Raw genomic sequence first — 23,250 nt, forward strand, 5'->3', positions numbered from 1 at the left:
GATGCGCTGCGAATATACATAATCGTAAATCGCCTTTTTACATCCAAAGACAGACAGAATTTAGGGAGAGTTAAACGTGGATTTAACTAATATGGGTATCGCAGCAAAAGACGCTGCTTTTCACCTAGCGACCGCATCAACGGCGCAGAAGAACAAAGCATTGGCGATCATCGCTGATGAGTTAGAAGCAAACGCGGTAGATATTCTAGAAGCGAACGCAAAAGATATCGAACTTGGCCGTGAAGCGGGCCTGACTGATGCACTTTTAGATCGCCTGTTGCTCAACGAAGAGCGCTTAACCGGTATCGCTAACGATGTGCGTAACGTGATTAGCCTGAACGACCCAGTAGGCAGCGAAATGGACAGTAAGGTACTGGAAAACGGTATGTCACTGTCTCGCCGCCGTGTGCCGCTTGGTGTGGTTGGTGTTATCTATGAAGCGCGTCCAAACGTAACCATTGATATTGCAGCTCTGTGTTTGAAGACAGGTAACGCAAGCATTCTACGTGGTGGTAAAGAGACGTTCTTCTCGAACATGGAACTGGTTAAAGTTATCCAGTCTGCATTAGAGAAAGCTGAGCTTCCTGCCGCTTCAGTTCAGTACATTGAAAAACCTGATCGTGAATTAGTATCTCAACTGCTTAAGTTGGATGACTACGTGGATATGATCATTCCTCGTGGTGGCGCTGGTTTACACAAGATGTGTAAAGAGAACAGCACCATCCCAGTGATCATCGGCGGCTTTGGTATCAGCCATATCTTTGTTGATGAAAGTGCGGACCTTGAAAAGTCGGTAGATGTGGTCGAAAACTCAAAAGTTCAACGCCCATCAGCGTGTAACTCGTTAGATACATTGCTAGTGCATGAAGCGGTTGCTGAGGCTTTCCTTGCTAAGCTGAAACAGCGTTTAGCAGGCAAGGTTACCTTGGTTGCTGACACTAGCTCAAAATCGCTGCTAGCGGGTTTTGAAGACCAACGTGATGCGATTGAAGGCGACTTTGACACTGAATGGCTAAGCTACACGCTAGGCGTAAAAGTGGTAGCGGATGTGGCAGAAGCGATTGACCACATGCGTGTACACAACGCGAGTCACTCAGATGCGATCATGACCAACAGCCTAGAGAGCTCAGAGCGCTTTATTAACTCTGTCGGTTCTGCGGCGGTTTATGTAAATGCATCAACACGTTTTACTGATGGCGCACAGTTTGGTTTAGGCGCTGAAGTCGCAGTATCAACCCAGAAGCTGCACGCTCGAGGCCCAATGGGCTTAGAAGAACTGACAAGCTACAAATGGGTGGGTAAAGCGAACTATTTGATTCGCGGTTAACGCTGGTCGTTAATTTTACTCCTCAGCTCATTTTTGAAATGGCGATCGAGTAGCAATAATCAATGAATCACCACACAAAAGGGCCTTAATTGGCCCTTTTTCTTTCCTAACGTTTGGCAATTCCGTTACACTGATATTCAATTATTTGGAGGTGATATGCATTGTCCTTTTTGTTCAGAGAACGACACTAAAGTAATCGATTCAAGACTGGTAGCCGATGGCCATCAGGTTCGTCGTCGCCGTCAATGCCTTGCATGTAGTGAACGTTTTACGACTTTCGAATCGGCAGAACTTGTGATGCCGAAAGTCATAAAGTCGAATGGAAACCGCGAACCATTTAATGAAGATAAAATGGTGGGTGGTGTACAGCGCGCCCTAGAAAAACGCCCAGTGAGTGCTGATGCGATTGAACTTGCGATCAGTACGATTAAGTCACAACTCCGTGCAACTGGTGAGCGTGAAGTACCAAGCGAGATGATTGGTAATCTTGTGATGGGCCAATTAAAAGAATTGGATAAAGTGGCGTACATTCGTTTTGCCTCTGTTTACCGCAGCTTTGAAGACATCCGAGAGTTTGGCGAAGAAATCGCTAAATTAGAGGATTAACGCCTCAATCATGTCAAACTTTACTCCCCTAGATTTTCAAATGATGTCGCGTGCTATTCAGTTAGCCAAACGCGGCATTTACACCACTGCGCCAAACCCAAATGTGGGTTGTGTCATCGTGCAAACCGACGGTCAGATCGTTGGTGAAGGTTTTCACGCCAAAGCCGGTGAACCTCATGCTGAAGTACATGCCATGCGAATGGCTGGCGATAAGGCAAAAGGTGCGACCGCTTATGTCACGCTAGAACCTTGCTCGCACTATGGTCGAACGCCACCTTGTGCTGAAGGTTTGATTAAGGCTCAAGTAGCCAAAGTGATTTGTGCCATGCAGGACCCAAACCCAAAAGTTGCAGGTCGTGGTATCAAAATGCTACGCGACGCCGGCATTGAGGTTGAAATCGGTTTATTAGAGCAAGATGCTCTCGACTTGAATCCTGCATTTATCAAGCGTATGCAAACGCGCATGCCATTCGTTCAGTTAAAGATGGCCTCTAGCCTTGATGGGCAAACGGCATTGGGAAATGGTCAAAGCCAGTGGATCACCTCACCAGAAGCGCGTCGTGATGTTCAGAATTACCGAGCAAAAGCAGGTGCGGTGCTATCAACTAGCCAGACGGTGATTGAAGACAACGCGTCGTTAAATGTTCGCTGGGCAGAATTGCCAAGCAATACCAAAATAAATTACCTTGAAGGCGAGTTGCGTCAGCCGATTCGTGTGATCCTTGATCGCCAAAATCAACTGTATCCTGAGCTCAAGTTATTCCAGACTCCAACTTCGGTATTGAGAGTCGCTGAAACCTCTGCTGATATTACAGTCGGAACAACGAATACAGGTCAGCTGGACTTACACGATTTAATGCGTCAATTGCCAGCGAATCATATTGACCATATTTGGGTCGAAGCGGGCGCGACATTGGCCAAGAGCTTGATTGAAGCACGGCTAGTGGATGAGCTAATCCTCTATTTAGCGCCTAAACTTATGGGCAGTGACGGACGAGGTTTGATGGGCGCATTAGGGCTCACTTCAATGTCTGATGTGATTGACCTAGAAATTAAAGATGTTCGACAGGTTGGTGTGGATATTCGCATCGTCGCGAAACCTATTATCGCGACGAAACCACAGTAGAAATAGTCATTCCAACAGCATACGTGTCGTTGACAACAAAAAGAGTTTTAAAATGTTTACAGGAATTGTAGAAGCCGTAGGTACATTGAGTGCAATCACTCCCCGCGGAGAAGACATCACCGTAACGGTTAATGTTGGTAATCTTGATATGGCTGACGTTAAGTTAGGCGACAGTATCGCGACCAATGGTGTGTGTTTGACGGTCGTTGAGTATAACGACCACAGCTACAGTGCAGACCTTTCGCTTGAGACCCTGAAAAAAACGGGTTTTGTGGATTACCAAGCTGGCGATAAGGTCAACCTAGAGAAAGCAATGCTACCGACCACGCGTTTCGGTGGTCATATCGTATCGGGTCACGTTGATGGTGTCGGTGAGATTGTTGAGCGTAACCAAGTTGGTCGTGCGATTGAGTTCTGGGTTGAAATGCCAGCAGAGATCTCAAAGTACGTGGCTCAAAAAGGTTCAGTCACCGTTGACGGCATTAGCCTGACTGTGAATGATTTACGCAAGAATGCCTTTAAGCTGACGATCGTTCCTCACACTTCTTCAGAAACCACCATCGATCAATTCAATGTTGGTCGTAAAGTGAATCTAGAAGTCGATGTATTAGCGCGCTACATGGAGCGTTTACTGCAAGGTCAGCAACAAGAATCTGAGCCTGAATCTCGATTAACGATGGAATTCTTACAGCAGAATGGTTTTGCCTAACCGTTGGTACAAAGTGCACTAAACATCACTTTGTAAAAGCGAGCAATATCATCAGGTTTAAATAGTGTCGGTTCTAGGAAGCAGAACCATTTCAAAGGATATAGAACAATGCCAATTAGTACTCCTCAAGAAATTATTGAAGACATTCGCCTAGGAAAAATGGTTATCCTGATGGATGATGAAGATCGCGAGAATGAAGGCGATCTGATCATGGCAGCAGAACATGTGACGCCAGAAGCGATTAACTTTATGGCGATGTATGGCCGTGGCTTAATTTGCCTAACGTTGACGAAAGAGCGTTCAAATCGCATGGGTCTAGCGCCTATGGTTCAAGACAACAATGCTCAATACACGACGAACTTTACGGTTTCAATTGAAGCTGCTGAGGGCGTAACAACGGGTATTTCTGCATCAGACCGCGCTGTTACCGTTCAAGCGGCTGTGTCAAAAGATGCGAAAGCGGCTGACTTAGTTCAACCTGGTCATATCTTCCCACTGACAGCTCAAGAAGGTGGTGTTCTAACACGCGCAGGCCACACTGAAGCAGGTTGTGATTTAGCTCGTCTAGCAGGCTGTGAGCCAGCGTCTGTTATCGTTGAGATCCTAAATGACGATGGCACCATGGCACGTCGTCCTGATCTTGAAGTCTTCGCTGAAAAACACGATATCAAACTGGGCACCATTGCTGACTTGATTGAATACCGTAACAACACTGAAACGACGATTGAACGTGTAGCACAATGCCATCTGCCAACAGAGTTTGGTGATTTTGAGCTAGTGACTTACCGTGACACAATTGATAACCAGATCCACTACGCGATGCAAAAAGGCGACCTGTCTGAAGGTGCTCCATTAGTGCGTGTTCACCTGCATGACACGTTTACCGATCTGCTTCATTCAGATCGCGGTACCGAGCGTAGTTGGTCGCTAGATAAAGCGATGAAGCGCATTGGCGACGAGGGCGGTGTGTTGGTTATTCTGGGCAACGAAGAGTCTTCAGATTCTTTGATTCACAAAGTGAAGACATTCGAAGCTCAAGATAAGAATGAGCAACCAACCATGGCTAAGAAGCAGGGTACCTCTCGTCGTGTTGGCGTAGGTTCTCAGATTCTACAAGACCTAGGCGTTCACGATATGCGTTTGCTGTCTTCAAGTACTAAGCGTTACCACGCATTGGGTGGTTTTGGTCTTAACGTTGTTGAGTATGTTTGCGAGTAAGTCGATATATCTCTGTTTATAGCAACATAATTTACCGATGATTCCAGTGGCTCTTTTGGTGATTAGTTTTGCCAAAAGAGCAAAGTAGTTAAGCCCGATTCAAAACGTGTTAAATACACGAGCTTGACTACTGGTTGCTCCTATATGGTTGAGAGCCGTGCTGCGTTATCATCTTTACATCTCCGGTGTCTGTTCTTCTAAATTAGCATTAGATATTGCTCACAGTTTTGTGCTAGAATCCGGCGATTCTCACTTGATGAAAATAGTTAAAGGAAGGCTTATGAAAGTGATCGAGGGTGGCTTCCCAGCGCCAAATGCAAAAATTGCTATCGTTATTGCTCGTTTCAACAGTTTTATTAACGAAAGTTTACTTTCTGGTGCAATCGATACTTTAAAGCGTCATGGACAAGTAAGCGAAGACAACATCACTGTTGTTCGTTGCCCTGGTGCAGTAGAACTTCCACTTGTAGCGCAACGCGTTGCAAAAACAGGTAAGTTCGATGCGATTGTATCTCTTGGTACAGTAATCCGTGGCGGTACACCTCACTTTGACTATGTTTGTAGTGAATGTAATAAAGGTTTGGCACAAGTGTCTCTGGAGTTTTCACTTCCAGTCGCGTTTGGTGTTCTTACTGTTGATACGATCGATCAAGCTATTGAACGCGCAGGAACCAAGGCTGGTAATAAGGGTGCAGAAGCCGCACTTAGCGCACTTGAGATGATCAACGTTCTTTCTGAAATCGATTCCTAATGGGGGCCAGTGTGAAACCAGCCGCACGTCGTAACGCACGTCAATTTGCTCTACAAGCAATTTATTCTTGGCAAATTACTAAAGAAAATATTGCTACCGTTGAAGAACAGTTCTTATCTGGTGGTAAGTATGATGAAGAAGAGCATCATGCCGCAGAACCTGCTCTCGCTATGCCAGAAACAGACGTTGCATACTTCCGCGACTTACTAACTGGTGTTGCTCTTAGCCACATGGAACTTGATAGCAAGCTTCGTCCATTCGTATCTCGCCCTATGCAAGATCTGGATTTGATGGAACTAGCGCTTCTACGTTTAGCTATGTACGAGATGACTCGTCGCGAAGATGTACCATACAAAGTGGTTATCAACGAAGCTATCGAGCTTGCAAAAGTATTTGCAGCAGAAGACAGCCATAAGTTTGTTAACGGTGTGCTTGATAAAGCTGCACCACACGTTCGTAAGAAATAAGACGTTCGTATATTGAATCTAAAGGTCAGCTTTTATGCTGGCCTTTTTTGTAACTAAATTTCTGTAATATCAATAATTACGGTGATTTGTATGAAGACTAAAGATAGGGCATGTGATGTCTGGCGAATTTAACCTGATTGAAAAATATTTTGTAAATCGACAACCACAACGTAAAGACGTACATCTGGCTGCGGGCGATGACTGTGCTTTAGTCAAAGCGCCAAGTAATGTTGAGATAGCGATCAGCACCGACACCTTAGTTGCAGGCACACATTTCTTAGCAGAGGCTAACCCTGCTTGGGTGGCACACAAGGCTTTGGCTTCCAATATTAGCGACCTTGCTGCGATGGGTGCGACACCTGCTTGGGTTTCATTTGCGTTAACTATGCCAGAAGTTGATGAAGAATGGCTTGCTCCCTTCTGTGACTCCTTCTTCAAGCTCGCTGACTACTTTGGTATTCAGTTAATTGGCGGTGATACAACCAAAGGGCCCCTAAGTCTGACATTGACTGTACAAGGTTTTGTGCCAGAAGGTCGAGCACTGCGTAGAGATGGCGCTAAAGTGGGCGACTGGATTTACGTAACGGGTAACCTAGGTGATAGCAAAGCCGGCCTAGAAGTATTGCTTGATCCTGAACAGAACAAAGTCAAACCTTATGCTCTCGAGCTTGAAGAAAGACACTATATGAGCGTTCCTCGAGTATTGGCTGGTCAAGCGCTCGTGAACCTTGCTTCGTCTGCTATTGATATCTCTGACGGTGTTATTGCTGATTTAAAACATATCCTTAAGCGTTCTCAGGTTGGTGCGAGCATTGATGTGAGTACGCTGCCAATTTCTCCAGAACTACGCCAGTTCGCATCTGATATTGCTTCGGCTCAACAGTATGCGTTGACCAGTGGTGAAGAGTACGAACTGTGCTTTACTGTGCCGGAAGAGAATAAAGGCTCGTTGGAAAGTGCTTTGTCACACACTGGAACAAAAGTCACCTGCATTGGCCAGATAAGACCTGTAGAATATTTTGAATTACACAATAATGGTGAACCACTGAGTTGGAACTTAACTGGTTACGATCACTTTAAGGTTAATTGATGACAAACCCAATTTCTGCAATCTCTCTTAAAAATCCTTGGCACTTATTGGCAACGGGTTTTGGTAGTGGCTTATCGCCGATTATTCCCGGCACCATGGGCACGCTTGCGTCGATCCCATTTTATCTATTGCTGGTTCAGTTACCTTTCCCTATTTATGTCATTCTTGTGGTTGTGAGCTGCATTATTGGTATCAAAATATGCCAAGTGACGTCTGATGACATGGGCGTGCACGATCACGGCTCTATTGTATGGGATGAGTTTGCGGGCTTTTGGATCACCATGGGCCTAGTGCCGTTGTTGGGTATTCCTGTTAATGATTGGAAATGGCTATTTGCTGGCTTTGTTCTGTTTCGTTTTTTCGATATGGTAAAGCCTTGGCCAATTGGTTGGTTAGACAAGCGAGTTCACGGCGGCTTAGGTATCATGATTGATGATATCGTGGCGGGTATTATGGCGGCGATTTCGCTGTATGCAGTGGCTCATTTTTCAGGTTGGCTCGTTTAAGAATCAATATCCAAAGCACTGACGATAATAGATCAAAACAAGGAATTACAATGTCTAAGAAGGTTTACTGCGTTGCTCAATTTCAGCCTAAAGAAGGCAAATTGAACGAGTTGTTTGAAGTGTTAAAGTCACTAGAGCCAAACACAATGCGTGAAGACGGTTGTATCCAATATACAGTGACTCGTCACATCAAGAGCCCATTTGCTGAAGGTGAGAGTTTCCCTATCGCATTCAATGAAATCTGGGCAGACAACGAAGCGTTTGAAGCGCATTGCCAACGTCGTGAGATTCAGCAATTCTTCCAAGAGCAGTGCGTTGAAGAGACAGGCTTGGTTGAGAACTTCAACGTTGCTATCTACTCTGACGAACCAGAGAACTATGACGCACCAGTACTTAAGCCTTGTTGCTAAGCAGGCTTAATTGCTAATAACTAACAGCTAAACAACGAATAGTTTATCAGTTAGCAGATACTAAAAAGGTTGACCCTAGGGCCAACCTTTTTTGTTTTGCAGCTTATGCTGTTTGCTTGTGAAAGCTATTTGGCAAGGTAGTCGGAGATAGACTTCTCAATACCTTTCGCATCTAAGCCAAGCTCTTCATGCAGCTCACCTTGAGTACCTTGAGCAATAAATTTGTCAGGTAGGCCAAGGTTTAAAACAGGCATCAGTAGTTTTTCTTGCATCAAGAACTCAATCACACCCGCGCCCGCACCACCTGCAATCGCGTTTTCTTCGATAGTCACTAGTACATCGTGGTCAGCAGCAAGTTGTTTGATCAGAGCTTCATCTAGCGGTTTCACAAAACGCATGTCTGCAACTGTCGCATTGATAGCATCTGCGGTTTGAAGTGCACTTTCAAGGAAAGTACCAAAGCTCAGGATAGCGACCTTCGAGCCATCTTTTGCTTTTGCACTTTCGCGAACGATACGACCTTTACCAATCTCAAGAGCGGTAAACTCACTTTGAATCTCAGTACCCATGCCATTACCGCGAGGGTAACGAACGGCACTTGGCCCTGTGTGCTGGTGGCCGGTGTAAAGCATTTGGCGACATTCGTTTTCGTCGCTTGGTGCCATGATCACCATGTTTGGAATGCAGCGCATAAAGCTTAAGTCGAACGCACCTTGGTGTGTTTGACCATCAGCACCGACAAGACCTGCACGGTCAATAGCGAACATAACCGGTAGATCCATGATGGCAACATCGTGGATCAGTTGATCGTAGCCACGTTGTAGGAAAGTCGAGTAGATAGCCACAATTGGCTTATCACCCGCAATAGCCATACCGGTGGCTAGCGTCACAGCGTGCTGCTCAGCAATCGCTACATCAAAGTACTGTTCTGGGTATTCTTTAGAGAAACGAACCATACCAGAACCTTCACGCATTGCAGGCGTGATCGCCATTAGCTTAGGATCTTGAGCGGCCATATCGCATAGGAAGTCGCCAAAAATCTTAGAGAAAGTTGGTTTAGAGCTGGTGCTCTTAGGCAGACTTGAATGTGCCGGATCGAATTTAGGTACGCCATGGTAGCCAATTGGATCTTTCTCAGCTGGCTCGTAGCCTTTGCCTTTCTTCGTCATGATATGCAGGAACTGAGGACCTTTAAGATCTCTCATGTTCTTGAGCGTTTTAATCAGCTCATTCACATCGTGACCATCAATTGGACCAATGTAGTTGAAGCCTAACTCTTCGAACATGGTGCCAGGGACAACCATGCCTTTTAGATGTTCTTCTGTACGACGAACGAGCTCTTTAATCGGCGGAACGCCTGATAGCACTTTCTTGCCACCCTCACGAATAGACGTGTAAAGACTGCCAGAAAGAACTTGAGCTAAGTGGTTGTTTAGAGCACCGACGTTTTCAGAGATCGACATCTCGTTATCATTAAGGATAACTAGCATGTCATTGTGAATATCGCCCGCGTGGTTCATGGCTTCGAAAGCCATACCTGCGGTAATCGCGCCATCACCAATAACGCTTACGACTTTACGATTCTTACCTTCTTTCTTCGCACTGATCGCCATCCCAAGTCCGGCACTGATCGATGTTGAAGAGTGACCAACAGATAGGGTGTCGTATTCGCTCTCTTGACGCCATGGGAATGGGTGCAGTCCATCTTTTTGACGGATAGTCGACAAGCGGTCGCGACGACCCGTAAGAATCTTGTGTGGATAGGCTTGGTGGCCAACATCCCAAACCAATTGGTCAAAAGGCGTGTTGTACACATAGTGCAGAGCAACGGTTAGCTCTACTGTACCTAAGCCTGACGCTAAGTGACCACTTGACTGGCTCACCGAGTTAAGAAGATAGGTACGTAATTCATCACAAAGCTGTGTAAGCGTCTCTTTTGGAAGTAGACGCAAATCCTCTGGCTTATCAGCCAAAGCAAGAGTTGGGTACTTTGATATATCAAGAGTCATAGGTAATGCGCGCTTATTGTCTTAGTTCTTGCGCTCGATGACGTATCGGGCGAACTCTTCGAGTGACTGGGTATTGTATGGGATTGCAGCCAAAGCTTGAAGCGCTTCCTGTAGCAGAGTTTGCGCTTTTTCTTGAGCGCCCTCTAAACCTAACAAAGAAGGGTAGGTGCTTTTGTTCAAATCTTGGTCAGAGCCCTGTGGTTTACCCAAAGTTTCGGTATCGCTAATGATATCTAAAATATCATCCTGAACTTGGAAGGCTAACCCGATTGCATCGGCGTACTTATCTAATTGAGGCATCACTTCAAACGCTTTTTCGCCAGCAGCCAGAGCACCTAAACGAATCGCACTCTTCATTAGAGCGCCAGTCTTGTTACGGTGAACTTCTTCTAACTCTTCTAGCGTGACAGAGCGGTTTTCAGCTTCAATATCAAGAGCTTGTCCAATGCACATGCCTTGTGCACCAGACGCTTCAGCTAGGCGTTGAATCATTCGAACGCGATTGCTTTCCCCGTCAGCACTTAATGTGCCTTCCGCAAGTATAGTAAACGCGAGAGTTTGTAGGGCATCGCCAGTTAAAATTGCCGTTGCTTCATCGTATTTGATGTGACAAGTCTGATGGCCACGACGAAGTTCATCGTCATCCATTGCTGGAAGGTCGTCGTGAATCAGAGAATAGGCATGAATACATTCGATTGCAGAAGCTGGAGTATCGAGTTCTTCAGCGGTACAGCCGAGCATTTCCCCTGTAATGTAGACAAGAAATGGACGTGCGCGTTTGCCGCCTAAAAGTAACCCATAACGCATCGCGTTGATAAGGTTCTGATTTTGGTGTGGCAGGCGATCAAGCCAAAGGTTCAGCTGCTCGTTATTACGTGCTTGATAAGACAATAAAGTCTCGATCATAGGGGATCTCATACAATTCGTTATTCTGGTTGTGGGTTAAAGTCACTAAGTTCTGCATTTTCATCATTTTGCAGTAAGATGCTAACACGCTGTTCAGCATCGTTTAGTTTACTTTGACCAGCACGAGCGAGGGAGATGCCTCGTTCGAACTTTTTCAGCGCATCATCTAAAGCTAGATCACCATTTTCTAGTTGATCAACCAAGCCATCAAGCTCTTCGATAGCCGCTTCAAAGCTCATATTTTCAGGTTTCTTAGTAGCCATAATAAATCTGCGTTTGGAAATATGAACGAACGTTACCCTAGGCCGCTGAGATGGTCAAATGTAACCAAGAAATTTTGCTAGAAAGTTCGTTTTTAAGGGGCTTGAACTCACTTTGGTTGAATAACCTTAGCTTTATCGAGTTTATGCGCTAAGGATAAGAGCAAAGTAAGCCAATAATTGTGATTCAAAAACGAAAAGTGTGATATTTAGGCCAAGAATTTACTAAAAGATCTTATAGTCTGGCCGATAAAAAGATTATCGTCGACGTAGAGCTACAAAAAAGCATGAGGAGTGCTCAGTGGATTTAGCAACCCTAATAGGTTTGATTGGTGGATTTGCCTTTGTAATCATGGCAATGATCCTAGGTGGAAGCCTCGGGATGTTCTATGACACGACATCCATTTTGATCGTGGTGGGTGGTTCAACGTTTGTTGTTCTAATGAAGTTCACCATGGGACAATTCTTTGGAGCAACCAAAATCGCTGGCAAAGCATTTATGTTTAAGGCCGATGAGCCTGAAGATCTTATCGCTAAAGTGGTAGAGATGGCGGATGCAGCACGTAAAGGTGGCTTCTTGGCACTTGAAGAAATGGAAATCAGCAACAGTTTCATGCAAAAGGGCATCGACCTATTGGTAGATGGCCATGATGGTGATGTGGTGCGTGCTGCACTGCAAAAAGACATCGCATTAACCACAGAGCGTCATGAGCAGGGCGCGAAAGTGTTCTCTGCATTTGGTGATGTTGCACCTGCGATGGGTATGATTGGTACCTTGGTTGGCTTGGTTGCCATGCTTTCTAACATGGATGACCCAAAAGCGATCGGCCCTGCGATGGCGGTTGCACTCTTGACTACGCTTTACGGTGCAATCCTTTCGAACATGGTGTTCTTCCCAATTGCGGACAAGCTTGCGCTGCGTCGTGACCAAGAGACACTAAACCGTCGTCTGGTGATGGATGGTGTATTAGCGATTCAAGATGGTCAGAACCCACGAGTTATCGATGGTTACCTCAAGAGCTACCTCAATGAAGGTAAGCGCACGATTGATGGTGAACCCGCGTAAGAGGAGTTGAAGATGGATGAAGAAAATCCATGTAAATGTCCTCCTCCGGGGTTACCTCAATGGATGGGGACATTTGCTGACTTGATGTCACTGCTGATGTGTTTCTTCGTACTGCTGCTCTCATTCTCTGAGATGGACGTACTGAAGTTCAAACAGATCGCTGGATCGATGAAATTTGCGTTTGGTGTACAAAACCGCTTGGAAGTGAAAGATATTCCTAAAGGGACTAGCATCATTGCGCAAGAGTTTCGCCCTGGTCGCCCAGAGCCGACTCCTATCGATGTGATCATGCAGCAGACCATTGATATTACGCAGCAAACGCTTGAGTTTCATGAAGGTGAATCTGAGCGTGCTGGCGGAACAATGCGTGACCAAGGCAAGATGACGGGAGGCAAGTCGCCAGAGGTCTCTACTCATGACAATCAAAACTCTGAGTCAGACCAACAGCAACAGCAAGCCGAAGCTCAATCGCAAGAGATGGAAACCTTGATGGAAAGCATCAAGAAGGCGTTGGAGCGAGAGATCGACCAAGGCGCGATTGAGGTTGAAAACCTTGGCCAGCAGATTGTTATTCGAATTCGTGAGAAAGGTGCGTTCCCATCGGGGTCTGCTTTCCTACAACCTAAGTTTCGACCATTGGTTAGACAGGTCGCTGAACTGGTAAAAGATGTACCGGGCATTGTCCGTATCTCTGGGCACACGGATAACCAGCGACTGGATTCAGAGCTTTATCGTTCTAATTGGGACTTATCATCGCAGCGTGCGGTGTCTGTGGCTCAAGAGATGGAAAAGGTACGTGGCTTCTCTCATCAACGCTTGAGAGTGCGCGGTATGGCTGATACAGAGCCTGTTGAACCCAATGATACTGAATGGCAGCGTAGCCTCAACCGCCGTGTTGAAATCAGCATAATGCAGGGTGAGCCGCTTTATAGTGATGAAGTGCCTGTTATTGGTCAGTAGTAGGCAGAGAGACAGCGATTAGTCTTCAGGTACACATACGTTAGTCAGCAGATAGCATCGAAAGCCCAACCTTATGATGAGGTTGGGCTTTTTGTTTTGTGGTCTTCAATGATGCTCTCAGCTGTATTTATGTCGTTTTGAAATCTGCTACTTTTAATAACAGGCAGTTTAATGATGAGGTTGAAGCACGCACTCTTTTCCTTGTTTGATTTTCTCATGTATAATTCGCGCCCTTAGATTTAATATTGATCTATTATTGCTTCAATAACTATGTGAAATGACCTTTTACGTGGTGATGAACCTACTAAAATTTGTGAACCTTATTGGCGTGAAAGTACTATGAAATTTATTGTTAAGCCTCATCCGGAAATTTTTATTAAAAGTGAATCGGTGCGTAAGCGCTTCACAAAGATTCTAGAACGTAATATTCGTACTATTCTTCAGCGTCGTACTGAGTCTGTGGCTGTCTTCAACCGTCGTGACTACATCGAAGTGACGTCTGAGAGCGACAAATACTTTAAAGAAACACTCGAAGTATTGACGCAAACTCCGGGTATTCATCACTCCCTTGAAGTTCAGCAATCAGAGTTTAAAGACCTGCATCATATTTACGAGCAAGTTCTTGAGCGAAGCGGTGCTCTTATTGAAGGTAAGACTTTCTCTGTACGTGCTAAGCGTCGTGGTAAACATGACTTTACCTCTATTGAGCTAGAACGCTACGTAGGTGGTGGTTTAAACCAAGCGGTTGAATCAGCAAAAGTAAAACTGAAAAATCCAGATATTACCGTTAAAGTTGAAGTCGAGAACGAGAAGCTAAACCAAGTTATTGAACGTCATAAAGGCCTAGGTGGTTTCCCTCTTGGTACTCAAGAAGATCTGCTTAGCTTGATCTCTGGTGGCTTTGATTCTGGTGTTTCAAGTTACTTACACATCAAACGTGGTTCTAAAGTGCATTACTGCTTCTTCAATCTTGGTGGCCCTGCTCACGAGATTGGTGTTAAGCAAGTTTCTCACTATCTATGGGATAAATACGGTTCATCTGCAAAGGTGAAGTTTATCTCTATCGATTTTGAACCTGTAGTTGCAGAGATCCTTGAGAACGTTGAAGACGGCCAAATGGGCGTTGTTCTTAAGCGTATGTTCATGCGTGCTGGTGGTATGGTTGCAGAGCGTTTCGGTATCGAAGCCCTAGTAACCGGTGAAGCATTAGGTCAGGTTTCTAGCCAAACGCTAACTAACCTTCGCCACATTGACAACGTGACCGATACTTTGATCCTTCGTCCACTTATCAACTGGGACAAAGAAGACATCATCGATCTGTCTCGTAAGATTGGTACTGAAGACTTCGCGAAAGTAATGCCTGAGTATTGTGGTGTTATCTCTAAGAAGCCAACCGTGAAAGCGAAGAAAGGCAAACTAGAAGCGGAAGAAGCTAAGTTTAACTTTGAAGTGCTAGAGCAAGTGATCGAGAACGCTCGAGTTATGGATATCCGTGACATCGAGAAAGAGAGCCAAGAGCAAGCGCCTGAAGTTGAACAAGTTCAAGCTGTTGCTGAGCACTCGATCGTTCTTGATATCCGTAGCCCAGACGAAGAAGACGAAAGCCCACTAGAGATCGATGGTGTTGAAATTAAACATATCCCGTTCTTCAAGCTTTCGACTCAGTTTGGCGACTTGGACCAAGCAAAAGAGTACTTGCTGTACTGTGATCGTGGTGTAATGAGCCGTCTACAGGCACTTTATCTAAAAGAGCAAGGCTTCCATAACGTGAAGGTTTACCGCCCATAGTGGTATAGAGTAGCCGAATATTTTGCAAAGCCGTTTACTGAAAAGTAAGCGGCTTTTTTATTTTCTATTGTGATTGTTTTACAGTAGGCAGTAAGAGTCGCGAGTTTGTCGAGTTATCATCATGCTCTGTCTTGAGATTCTGAGATTGAAATGATGGGGTTTGAGTTGGCTTGTAGGTGACCGAAGAAGTGTGAGTACCTGAGGAACTCTGTTACTTTTTAGTGCTATTCAATGGTTGTATTTGTATGTGTTCAGTTGATTATTTGAGTGGGTGTCTGATTCTGTGATTAACGACGAAAAATAACAAAGATTAATTAGTACAGCTATTGATAAACTTATTGTTATTTTTCTTTGCACATAAAAAAACACCGCCCATAAGGCGGTGTAAACAAATTTGACAGACAGGTCAAAATAAATACAGGAAGTACATGTCTCGTTTCAGTATAGAACTGCAACAAAACATTTGGTAGAACTCTACCCAACTCGAAAAGAACGAGTTTGCAAACACAACATCGCAGGAGCTAAACCAATTGATTCTAGAGAGAATCAAGCCGTTCAGGCTAGCTGCTGCGGGATGAAATATAGAATTTCTCTGGCCGCTAGGCAATGGACAAATTATAATGTTTCAGATAAAAAAAACTAATGCTTATTTAGAGAGTACCTATGTCTCGTCGATTACCCCCATTAAACTCGCTAAGAGTGTTTGAAGCCGCTGCTCGACACTTGAGTTTTACGCGCGCTGCAGAAGAGTTGTTTGTTACTCAAGCTGCAGTGAGTCATCAGATTAAAGCGCTTGAAGAATTCTTGTCTTTGAAGCTGTTTCGTCGAAGAAACCGTTCTTTGTTGCTGACGGAAGAAGGTCAAAGCTACTTCTTGGATATCAAAGATATTTTCACATCACTGGCAGAAGCGACAGACAAAGTGCTTGAGCGAAGTGAGAAGGGCGCATTGACCATCAGTTTACCGCCAAGTTTTGCGATTCAATGGTTGGTGCCAAGGTTGGCTGATTTTAATCAGCAAGAACCGGATATCGATGTAAGAATCAAAGCCGTTGATATGGATGAAGGCTCGTTGACCGATGATGTAGACGTAGCTATTTATTATGGTCGAGGTAATTGGTCGGGGCTTAGAGCTGATAAGCTTTATCAAGAATACTTGATCCCTCTTTGCTCACCTTCAGTGTTGCTTGGTACCAAACCATTAGAATCTCTAAGCGATTTGGCATGTCATACGCTATTACATGATACTTCTCGAAAGGATTGGAAGCAGTTCGCTAAGCAAAATGGCATCGATGGGGTAAACGTCAATCACGGTCCTATCTTTAGTCACTCAACCATGGTGTTGCAGGCAGCAGCTCACGGCCAAGGTATTGCACTGGGTAACAACGTGTTGGCGCAACCTGAAATCGAAGCGGGTCGTTTGATTGCGCCTTTTGACGAAGTGTTGGTGAGCAAAAATGCCTTCTATGTGGTTTGTCATGAGAAACAAGCCGATATGGGCCGTATCGCCACCTTCCGCGATTGGATGCTGGCGAAAGCGCAAAGTGAACAAGAGGATTTACTCGATGAATAACGTCATCATTGACGGTGAAGACAATCCAATCACCTTTGTCTTTGCACATGGTGCTGGCGCAGGTATGGATCATGAATTCATGCAGTCGGTGGCAAAAGGGTTAGCCTTTAAAGGGATACGAGTGATTCGTTTTAATTTCCCTTATATGATTAAACGTGCTGAAGATGGCAAGCGTCGTCCACCTGACAGAGCCCCTAAGCTGCTTGAAGCTTACCAAGGCATCATTGAGCAGTGCGATGCCGATAAACTTGTGATTGGCGGTAAATCGATGGGAGGGCGTATGGCGAGCCATTTGTCTGAAGTTGATAAGGTGGCAGCAATGGCCTGTTTAGGCTTTCCTTTCCACCCTCCTGGTAAGCCAGAGAAGTACAAAGGTGAGCACTTAGCTGAGTTACAAAAGCCATGTCTTATTTTGCAGGGTGAGCGCGATACCTTTGGTAAGCGTGAAGAGTTTGCTGATTTCGACCTGTCGGATTCTATTCGTGTTGAATTTATCCCAGACGGTGATCACAGCTTTAAGCCTCGTAAGAGTTCTGGTTACACAGAGCAGCAGAATATTGCCTTAACCGTTGAGAAGCTGTCAGCGTTTATCAAAGAGGTACTCAATGAGAAGTAAGTATTTACTCACGTTTGCAGGTATCTCTGGTGCGATTGCTGTGATGCTTGGTGCCTTCGCGGCTCATGGGTTGAAAGCTATTTTACCTGAATATCTGCTAGGCGTGTTTGAGACGGGTGTTCAGTATCAGTTTATCCATACTTTGGCGATATTGGCGTGTGGCGCTCTGCTGCAGATGAAACTTGGCGCTAAATCACAAAAATATTTTTTCATTGCGGCAATTTGCTTTATCATCGGCATCCTTTGTTTTAGTGGCAGCCTTTATGGCTTGGCACTGACAGGAATAAAATGGTTTGGCCCTATCACTCCGTTTGGTGGTCTACTATTTATCATTGGTTGGGGAGTCTTCTCCTTCGCTGCTTTGAATATAAAAGAGGTAACTCAGTGAAACACGTACTACTTTATTGTCGCTCTGGTTTTGAAAAAGAATGTGCTGGCGAAATTCAAGACAAGGCAACACAACTGGAAGTGTTTGGTTTTCCTCGCTTAAAGAACAATACAGGCTTTGTATTGTTTGAATGTTATCAAGCAGGCGAAGCTGATAAATTGGTTAAAGAGATCGACTTCCAATCGCTGATCTTTGCTCGTCAAATGATCGCGGTAGCAGCTGAAATCAAAGATCTGCCGACTGATGATCGTATTTCTCCAATTCTTGAGGCGCTTTCTGAGAAAGAAGGTTTCCCACGTTGTGGCGACATCCGTATTGAAACGCCTGACACCAATGAAGCGAAAGAGCTTTTGAAGTTTTGCCGTAAGTTTACCGTGCCAATGCGTCAAGCTATGCGTGGTAAAGGCCTGATGACAGCGAAAGACAATGTTAAGAAGCCTGTGCTTCACTTATGTTTTATCGCTCCGGGTCATTGCTTGGTCGGTTACTCTTACCCAACCAATAACTCACAGTTCTTTATGGGTATTCCTCGTTTGAAGTTCCCATCAGATGCGCCAAGCCGTTCTACATTGAAGCTAGAAGAAGCGTTCCACGTATTCATCCCTCGTGATGAGTGGGATGAGCGTCTTGCTCCAGGTATGTGGGGCGTAGATTTAGGCGCGTGTCCAGGTGGTTGGACTTACCAACTGGTTAAGCGTTCTATGTTCGTTCACTGTGTTGACAACGGCATGATGGCGGACAGCCTAATGGAAACGGGTCAAATCAAGCACCATATGGTAGATGGCTTTAAATTTGAACCTGACCGTAAGAACGTGACTTGGATTATCTGTGACATGGTTGAGAAGCCAGCTCGTGTTGCTCACTTAATGGGTGAGTGGATCATCAAAGGCTGGGCGAAAGAAGCATTGTTCAACCTTAAACTGCCAATGAAAGGCCGTTACGATGAAGTACTGCAGGATATCGAGAACCTGAAACAGTTCCTGATTGATAACAAAGTTAAATTCAAGATGCAGGCGAAGCACCTTTACCACGATCGCGAAGAGATCACGGTTCATATTCAGTCGCTTTCGAATATCTCACCGTACTAATTATTCACTTAAGTGAAAATTTAGTACTGTCAGTGACCAATAAAATGCTCCTTTAAGGGGCATTTTTTGTATCTGCTCATCGCATTATCGGGAGTTAAGAATGAGCTTCGTAGCGAATGTCTTGAAGATTGAAGCCCAAATCGATGTCTGTTTTGAGTGCTGAAACGAGCTTACATACGCGAGCTGATTCAATATGCTCATCGAATTTCTTACGATACTTTTTCGGTAAGTCTTCAGCTAGGAATGCCGTTTCTATATCTGGATACGTTGTTAATATCTCTTTGGCTGCTTTTGGTCCAACTCCAGGAATCCCCGGCACTTGGCTTGAGCTGACGCCCGTTAATCCCCAGTAGTCAGCGAGTTGTTCCGGCTTTACACCGAACTCAGCTTCAATAAAGGGTTTATCTAACCAACGATGCTGAAAGTAATCACGGATCTGTAGCGTTGGTGATAACAGTTGGCAGTAGCCCTTATCCGTCGAGATGATGGTGACCGTTTCTCCGTGATCGGCCACTTTCTTAGCGAGAGTAGCGACTAGATCATCCGCTTCATCACCATCAGATAGCAGTGAATCAATCCCTAACTCCCACCAAGCTTGTTGGATAGCATCAAGGCCTTTCATTAATGGTTCAGGCATCGGCTTGCGGTTTTGCTTGTAGGCTGGAAGGACTTCAGCGCGCCAGCCTCGATCTTGTAAATGATGATCAAATACTGCAATGATATGGGTTGGCTTTGATTCTTTTAGGATGCGATTAAGAGTACGAGCAGTGGTGGTGATGGTTCTTGCAATATCGGTTGGGTCCGGCTGAACAGAGTGAACGCGTCGGATGAGATTCAAAGCATCGATAATAACAAGATGGATAGACATAAGTTTCCACTAAATAGGCAATAAATAAGGGGCTGCTAGCCCCTTATAGTAACGTATCACTTAGTGAGTTGAAACGTTGGCGACGTAAACGTCATGACTTGTTTAGCTTTATGCTTATGGCGTGTTATCAATCACTTGTTGTTATTCGCTGCTAGGCATAATTTTATAGCAAGGAACGTAGTCAGTGCCACCCGGTAGTTTCATGCGATGTTGTTCAACAAAGTCATTCAGCAGTTGGTCCATTTTGGTCATCAGCTCTTTGTCGCCATCAATCAAGAATGGGCCGTGTTTCTCTATCTCTAGAATACCTTCGGCTTTGACGTTACCGGCCACAATGCCAGAAAACGCTTTGCGTAAATTAGCCGCAAGGCTTTCTGTTTTCTGGTCCATATGAAGATCAAGTGCCGCCATAGACTCATGTGTTGGATCGAAGGGCAGTTGGAATTCAGGCTCAATATGCAGTGACCAGTTATAGCTATAAGCATCGCCGGTCTCTTTACGGTGAGAACGTACATCTGGCATCGCTTGTTTCATGATTTTCGCTGCGCGTGCTGGATCATCAATCACGATTTCGTAGTGTTTCTGAGCCTCTTCCCCGAGGGTTTCACCGATGAACTTATCGATAGAGCGGAAGTAAGCTTCACTCTCTTTTGAACCCGTTAATACAATCGGCATGGGTTGGTCGACGTTATTTGGGTGCATCATGATCCCTAAGATATACAGCAACTCTTCAGCCGTACCGGGGCCACCAGGGAAAATAATGATGCCATGCGCCATACGAACGAATGCCTCAAGACGCTTCTCGATATCTGGCATGATCACCAGTTCGTTCACTATCGGGTTTGGTGGCTCAGCTGCAATGATTGATGGTTCAGTCAACCCTAAGTAACGATGATCAGTATAGCGCTGCTTAGCGTGACCAATAGCCGCGCCTTTCATTGGTCCTTCCATTGCACCTGGTCCACAACCCGTACAGATGTTGAGTTCACGTAGGCCAAGTTCATTACCTACTTCACGAGTATATTGGTATTCAGTGGCATTAATTGAGTGGCCACCCCAACACACGATCAGGTTAGGTTCGATGCCCGGCGTAAGTGCACCTGCATTTCTCAAAATACCAAATACGAGGTTGGTAATATGAGTGGCATTAGTCAGGTTGAGTCTTTGGTTGTCTGCAAGATGCATGTTGACGTAGACAATGTCACGCAGCACTGAGAATAGGTGCTCTTGGATACCCTTGATGATTTCACCATCGACAAAGGCATGCTCTGGTGGGTTGCTTAGTTCGAGCTTGATACCACGCTCACGTCGCACGACTTCAACATCAAACGATTGATACTTGTCGAGCAACTCTTTGGAATTGTCGGTGTGGCTTCCCGAGTTAAGTACCGCTAACGTACAGTTACGATACAGTTGGTACAGATCACTAGACGCGGTTTTCTTAAGACGCTCAACTTCAAGTTGAGAGAGTAAATCCATGCTACCGGCAGGGCTGATATGAGTGATCATAGTGCCTCCTTGTTGAAAAGAGCAGGGGGACGTTGAAGTGACCCTCTGACTCGAGAGTGAGAAGCAAACGTTGAAAGTGTTTGGTTAAAGGGGAGAGAGTTAACCAGACGAAACGGTTACGACAGCGTTGCTTAATGGATTATATAATCTTGCTTAACAGTCTATATGCAGGTGCTTAACAGTATATACATGGGTGCTTAATAGCAGATGTATAGATGCTTAAGAGCTAATATAAAATAAATTAAGAGCGTATATACAGCATTGCTTGCCAAGAATGCTTGTTAAGCGAATGTTAATCATTAGCTTAGCAAACATTGAGGGAAATGGTATGTGATAAGTATTTGAAAAAATGAAATAAATTAAATCTAAGGCTGACTTAGTTCCAAACAAGTTGGTTGGTACCGCGTTGCTTTGCTTTGTTTAGCGTCTTATTAAGTCTCTCTAATACTTCTTCAGGCGTATCAGACTCTTTAAACTGAGTACTTGCCGCACACAAGGTAATCGTGATTTGTTGGTCACGGAACTTAAAGGGTAGGCGGCTTACTTGAGCTTGGATGTTTTGAATCACCTGGTGGCAATATTCATCGGTTTGTTCTGGCAACAGCAAGACAAACTCTTCACCAGAAAAGCGAGCCACGGTATCGGTTGTGCCTGCTTCTTTAGTAATAGTTCTCGCGATGATTTTAAGTGCCTTATCACCCGCGGTATAACCAAAGCTGTCGTTGATGGCTTTGAAGTTGTCGATGTCGAGCAGCACTACGCGCAGTGAGTGTTGTGCACGAATCCAACGGCGATACTCAAGTTCTAAGCGATCAGTAAAGGCGGTGCGATTGTAAACTTTAGTGAGCGGGTCAAGTAGCATACGCTGAGCCTGATCTTCTAAGCGCTTGCGGTAATCTTGGGTGACTTCATAGAGTGAATCTAACTGAGTCTTTCCATAACTCATTCTCTCTATTAGAGCTTGTTCTTTCTGTTCTGCGTGATTCAGTCTTTCTGAAAGAGAGGCGATTTCAGTGAGTAGCGGATTAATCGTTCGCTTTAAACTATCAATTTCCTTCGCTTTCTCTACAGAGCTCTGGCTCTTAATGACAAGTTCACTTAACTCAGAGTTAAGGCCTTGGCGGTGCTCAAAGTAACTTTGGCTCTGATCGGCATTTTGGTCTGCCGTTTTGATACTGGAGGCCAGCGAGGAGTTTAGCTGATCGATAAATTGTTCAGACTTCTTACGCTCTAAGTTGGTGCCTTCAATTACCAGTTTGAGGATCTGAAGTGTCAACTCAAGCAGATTTTGTGTGGAAACACCCAGTAGTAGTTTCGCTCGAATATCGGTAAGCAAATCACCCGACTCACCCTCGAAATCGAGTTCAGTGATCAGATGTTGTAATTCGTTTGATAGGTCGGAAAGGAGTTCTTGTTCCGGAGAATGCGTAACGTCGGCAAAATGAGTGCGTGAGTTATTCGCCATAATCTTAATGGCACGCTCATAAATACCGAGAAGTTTCATGGCATGGTCGACTTTCTGACTGCCATTGCATTCGGAGAAGCTAAGTAAGTTTCGTAGGTCGCGTTTAAGCTGCGCTGGAAGGCCTGTTATGCGTTGCAGCGTTTCCCCACTGTGCTTAATGCTATCGTCCAGATATCCGTTCTGTTTATCCATAGCCAACGTTTTCTGCTTAAGCATCCTTTCTAATACTGCCAGCTTTGGGATCATCGAGCTAATGTCTTTTTGCTTTTCTAGCTCTTCCCGAAGGGCAATGAGGTTTTCATCTAAATGGCTGTTACTGCCAACACATGCGTCACTTAAAGATGTGACGATACGCTTTAGAACTTTTTGTTCTCTAATAAATTTGAACGAGGTGTCTCTTTGCGTCAAACGGACCTGCTCCAACTGAAGTTTCAGCTGGTGGAGTTGCGCCTGAATGTCTTTTTCAAGAATGCCCATAGATGTATTAATTAGCGCCGCGTAGACCGAGCTCGATCATTTTGATGAAATTCCGTTGCATCGATAAT

General features: G+C 45.0%; 23 protein-coding genes. 17 read left to right on the top strand and 6 right to left on the bottom strand.

Going from position 1 to position 23,250, the window contains the following annotated elements:
• Positions 1-76: 76 nt before the first annotated feature.
• From AC3CHU_RS03380 to AC3CHU_RS03425, 10 genes are all read left to right on the top strand, one after another.
• A complete protein-coding gene (locus AC3CHU_RS03380) occupies positions 77-1,327 on the top strand; it encodes a glutamate-5-semialdehyde dehydrogenase (protein ID WP_171314990.1) in 1,251 nt (416 codons plus the stop codon).
• Positions 1,328-1,483: 156 nt separating this feature from the next.
• The gene (gene nrdR, locus AC3CHU_RS03385) at positions 1,484-1,933 is read left to right on the top strand and encodes a transcriptional regulator NrdR (protein ID WP_004734394.1); all 450 of its coding nucleotides are present in this window, start codon (positions 1,484-1,486) and stop codon (positions 1,931-1,933) included.
• Positions 1,934-1,943: 10 nt separating this feature from the next.
• The gene (gene ribD, locus AC3CHU_RS03390) at positions 1,944-3,059 is read left to right on the top strand and encodes a bifunctional diaminohydroxyphosphoribosylaminopyrimidine deaminase/5-amino-6-(5-phosphoribosylamino)uracil reductase RibD (RefSeq protein ID WP_171314988.1); all 1,116 of its coding nucleotides are present in this window, start codon (positions 1,944-1,946) and stop codon (positions 3,057-3,059) included.
• A gap of 52 nt (positions 3,060-3,111) precedes the next feature.
• A complete protein-coding gene (locus tag AC3CHU_RS03395; protein ID WP_004734396.1) occupies positions 3,112-3,768 on the top strand; it encodes a riboflavin synthase in 657 nt (218 codons plus the stop codon).
• A gap of 108 nt (positions 3,769-3,876) precedes the next feature.
• Complete coding sequence (gene ribBA, locus AC3CHU_RS03400; RefSeq protein ID WP_171314987.1) at positions 3,877-4,986, top strand: bifunctional 3,4-dihydroxy-2-butanone-4-phosphate synthase/GTP cyclohydrolase II; 1,110 nt, start codon at positions 3,877-3,879, stop codon at positions 4,984-4,986.
• Positions 4,987-5,266: 280 nt separating this feature from the next.
• Positions 5,267-5,737 (top strand): 6,7-dimethyl-8-ribityllumazine synthase, encoded by a 471-nt coding sequence (gene ribH / locus AC3CHU_RS03405; protein ID WP_004734398.1) that lies wholly within the window; start codon positions 5,267-5,269, stop codon positions 5,735-5,737.
• Positions 5,737-6,204, top strand: a complete 468-nt coding sequence (nusB, locus tag AC3CHU_RS03410; RefSeq protein WP_004734399.1) for a transcription antitermination factor NusB — start codon at positions 5,737-5,739, stop codon at positions 6,202-6,204. The genes ribH and nusB overlap by 1 nt, the downstream gene beginning before the upstream one ends.
• Positions 6,205-6,319: 115 nt before the next feature.
• Positions 6,320-7,294: a thiamine-phosphate kinase gene (gene thiL, locus AC3CHU_RS03415; protein ID WP_171311724.1), complete on the top strand. Its 975-nt coding sequence runs from the start codon at positions 6,320-6,322 to the stop codon at positions 7,292-7,294.
• Positions 7,294-7,800, top strand: a complete 507-nt coding sequence (gene pgpA, locus AC3CHU_RS03420; protein WP_237300348.1) for a phosphatidylglycerophosphatase A — start codon at positions 7,294-7,296, stop codon at positions 7,798-7,800. Before thiL ends, pgpA begins: the two co-directional genes overlap by 1 nt.
• Before the next feature lie 50 nt (positions 7,801-7,850).
• The gene (locus tag AC3CHU_RS03425; RefSeq protein ID WP_065205060.1) at positions 7,851-8,210 is read left to right on the top strand and encodes a putative quinol monooxygenase; all 360 of its coding nucleotides are present in this window, start codon (positions 7,851-7,853) and stop codon (positions 8,208-8,210) included.
• Positions 8,211-8,335: 125 nt separating this feature from the next.
• On the opposite strand, the gene dxs is transcribed toward AC3CHU_RS03425, so the two are convergent.
• The 3 genes from dxs to xseB are packed head-to-tail and all read right to left on the bottom strand — an operon-like array spanning position 8,336 to position 11,388.
• A complete protein-coding gene (gene dxs, locus AC3CHU_RS03430; RefSeq protein WP_488525074.1) occupies positions 8,336-10,219 on the bottom strand; it encodes a 1-deoxy-D-xylulose-5-phosphate synthase in 1,884 nt (627 codons plus the stop codon).
• 21 nt (positions 10,220-10,240) lie between these two features.
• The gene (gene ispA, locus AC3CHU_RS03435; RefSeq protein WP_004734404.1) at positions 10,241-11,125 is read right to left on the bottom strand and encodes a (2E,6E)-farnesyl diphosphate synthase; all 885 of its coding nucleotides are present in this window, start codon (positions 11,123-11,125) and stop codon (positions 10,241-10,243) included.
• A 20-nt stretch (positions 11,126-11,145) separates the two neighbouring features.
• On the bottom strand, positions 11,146-11,388 hold the full coding sequence (xseB, locus tag AC3CHU_RS03440; RefSeq protein WP_004734405.1) for an exodeoxyribonuclease VII small subunit: 243 nt from the start codon (positions 11,386-11,388) through the stop codon (positions 11,146-11,148).
• Between the two features lie 298 nt (positions 11,389-11,686).
• Between xseB and pomA the strand changes: the two genes are divergently transcribed.
• The 7 genes from pomA to rlmM all read left to right on the top strand — a co-directional run bounded on the left by pomA (position 11,687) and on the right by rlmM (position 18,863).
• Positions 11,687-12,451, top strand: a complete 765-nt coding sequence (gene pomA, locus AC3CHU_RS03445) for a flagellar motor protein PomA (RefSeq protein ID WP_004734406.1) — start codon at positions 11,687-11,689, stop codon at positions 12,449-12,451.
• Between the two features lie 12 nt (positions 12,452-12,463).
• Positions 12,464-13,411, top strand: coding sequence for a flagellar motor protein MotB (locus AC3CHU_RS03450; protein ID WP_004734407.1), 948 nt, complete (start codon positions 12,464-12,466; stop codon positions 13,409-13,411).
• A gap of 339 nt (positions 13,412-13,750) precedes the next feature.
• A complete protein-coding gene (thiI, locus tag AC3CHU_RS03455; RefSeq protein ID WP_065205057.1) occupies positions 13,751-15,199 on the top strand; it encodes a tRNA uracil 4-sulfurtransferase ThiI in 1,449 nt (482 codons plus the stop codon).
• Positions 15,200-15,862: 663 nt separating this feature from the next.
• Positions 15,863-16,771, top strand: a complete 909-nt coding sequence (locus AC3CHU_RS03460; RefSeq protein ID WP_017080068.1) for a transcriptional regulator GcvA — start codon at positions 15,863-15,865, stop codon at positions 16,769-16,771.
• The gene (locus tag AC3CHU_RS03465) at positions 16,764-17,387 is read left to right on the top strand and encodes an alpha/beta fold hydrolase (RefSeq protein WP_102536673.1); all 624 of its coding nucleotides are present in this window, start codon (positions 16,764-16,766) and stop codon (positions 17,385-17,387) included. The genes AC3CHU_RS03460 and AC3CHU_RS03465 overlap by 8 nt, the downstream gene beginning before the upstream one ends.
• Positions 17,377-17,775, top strand: a complete 399-nt coding sequence (locus tag AC3CHU_RS03470; RefSeq protein WP_004734382.1) for a DUF423 domain-containing protein — start codon at positions 17,377-17,379, stop codon at positions 17,773-17,775. The genes AC3CHU_RS03465 and AC3CHU_RS03470 overlap by 11 nt, the downstream gene beginning before the upstream one ends.
• Positions 17,772-18,863 carry a 23S rRNA (cytidine(2498)-2'-O)-methyltransferase RlmM gene (gene rlmM, locus AC3CHU_RS03475; protein ID WP_004734383.1) on the top strand — a complete coding sequence of 364 codons (1,092 nt, stop codon included), beginning with the start codon at positions 17,772-17,774 and terminating at the stop codon, positions 18,861-18,863. Before AC3CHU_RS03470 ends, rlmM begins: the two co-directional genes overlap by 4 nt.
• Positions 18,864-18,957: 94 nt before the next feature.
• On the opposite strand, the gene xni is transcribed toward rlmM, so the two are convergent.
• The 3 genes from xni to AC3CHU_RS03490 all read right to left on the bottom strand — a co-directional run bounded on the left by xni (position 18,958) and on the right by AC3CHU_RS03490 (position 23,182).
• A complete protein-coding gene (xni, locus tag AC3CHU_RS03480; RefSeq protein WP_237290353.1) occupies positions 18,958-19,731 on the bottom strand; it encodes a flap endonuclease Xni in 774 nt (257 codons plus the stop codon).
• Between the two features lie 141 nt (positions 19,732-19,872).
• Positions 19,873-21,240, bottom strand: coding sequence for a nucleotide 5'-monophosphate nucleosidase PpnN (ppnN, locus tag AC3CHU_RS03485; RefSeq protein ID WP_004734386.1), 1,368 nt, complete (start codon positions 21,238-21,240; stop codon positions 19,873-19,875).
• Between the two features lie 376 nt (positions 21,241-21,616).
• Positions 21,617-23,182 carry a GGDEF domain-containing protein gene (locus AC3CHU_RS03490; protein WP_237290352.1) on the bottom strand — a complete coding sequence of 522 codons (1,566 nt, stop codon included), beginning with the start codon at positions 23,180-23,182 and terminating at the stop codon, positions 21,617-21,619.
• Positions 23,183-23,250: the final 68 nt, after the last annotated feature.

The sequence above is a fragment of the Vibrio sp. QJM3NY_39 genome (assembly GCF_057785895.1).

Excerpts from the sequence above, each read along its gene's own strand:
- ppnN (WP_004734386.1), bottom strand. The coding sequence starts at position 21,240 with ATGATCACTCATATCAGCCCTGCCGGTAGCATGGATTTACTCTCTCAA.
- AC3CHU_RS03395 (WP_004734396.1), top strand. The coding sequence starts at position 3,112 with ATGTTTACAGGAATTGTAGAAGCCGTAGGTACATTGAGTGCAATCACT.
- nrdR (WP_004734394.1), top strand. The coding sequence starts at position 1,484 with ATGCATTGTCCTTTTTGTTCAGAGAACGACACTAAAGTAATCGATTCA.
- ribBA (WP_171314987.1), top strand. The coding sequence starts at position 3,877 with ATGCCAATTAGTACTCCTCAAGAAATTATTGAAGACATTCGCCTAGGA.
- ribD (WP_171314988.1), top strand. The coding sequence starts at position 1,944 with ATGTCAAACTTTACTCCCCTAGATTTTCAAATGATGTCGCGTGCTATT.
- nusB (WP_004734399.1), top strand. The coding sequence starts at position 5,737 with ATGGGGGCCAGTGTGAAACCAGCCGCACGTCGTAACGCACGTCAATTT.
- AC3CHU_RS03465 (WP_102536673.1), top strand. The coding sequence starts at position 16,764 with ATGAATAACGTCATCATTGACGGTGAAGACAATCCAATCACCTTTGTC.
- dxs (WP_488525074.1), bottom strand. The coding sequence starts at position 10,219 with ATGACTCTTGATATATCAAAGTACCCAACTCTTGCTTTGGCTGATAAG.
- xseB (WP_004734405.1), bottom strand. The coding sequence starts at position 11,388 with ATGGCTACTAAGAAACCTGAAAATATGAGCTTTGAAGCGGCTATCGAA.
- xni (WP_237290353.1), bottom strand. The coding sequence starts at position 19,731 with ATGTCTATCCATCTTGTTATTATCGATGCTTTGAATCTCATCCGACGC.
- AC3CHU_RS03460 (WP_017080068.1), top strand. The coding sequence starts at position 15,863 with ATGTCTCGTCGATTACCCCCATTAAACTCGCTAAGAGTGTTTGAAGCC.
- AC3CHU_RS03425 (WP_065205060.1), top strand. The coding sequence starts at position 7,851 with ATGTCTAAGAAGGTTTACTGCGTTGCTCAATTTCAGCCTAAAGAAGGC.
- AC3CHU_RS03450 (WP_004734407.1), top strand. The coding sequence starts at position 12,464 with ATGGATGAAGAAAATCCATGTAAATGTCCTCCTCCGGGGTTACCTCAA.
- pgpA (WP_237300348.1), top strand. The coding sequence starts at position 7,294 with ATGACAAACCCAATTTCTGCAATCTCTCTTAAAAATCCTTGGCACTTA.
- thiI (WP_065205057.1), top strand. The coding sequence starts at position 13,751 with ATGAAATTTATTGTTAAGCCTCATCCGGAAATTTTTATTAAAAGTGAA.
- thiL (WP_171311724.1), top strand. The coding sequence starts at position 6,320 with ATGTCTGGCGAATTTAACCTGATTGAAAAATATTTTGTAAATCGACAA.
- AC3CHU_RS03490 (WP_237290352.1), bottom strand. The coding sequence starts at position 23,182 with ATGGGCATTCTTGAAAAAGACATTCAGGCGCAACTCCACCAGCTGAAA.
- ispA (WP_004734404.1), bottom strand. The coding sequence starts at position 11,125 with ATGATCGAGACTTTATTGTCTTATCAAGCACGTAATAACGAGCAGCTG.
- AC3CHU_RS03470 (WP_004734382.1), top strand. The coding sequence starts at position 17,377 with ATGAGAAGTAAGTATTTACTCACGTTTGCAGGTATCTCTGGTGCGATT.
- ribH (WP_004734398.1), top strand. The coding sequence starts at position 5,267 with ATGAAAGTGATCGAGGGTGGCTTCCCAGCGCCAAATGCAAAAATTGCT.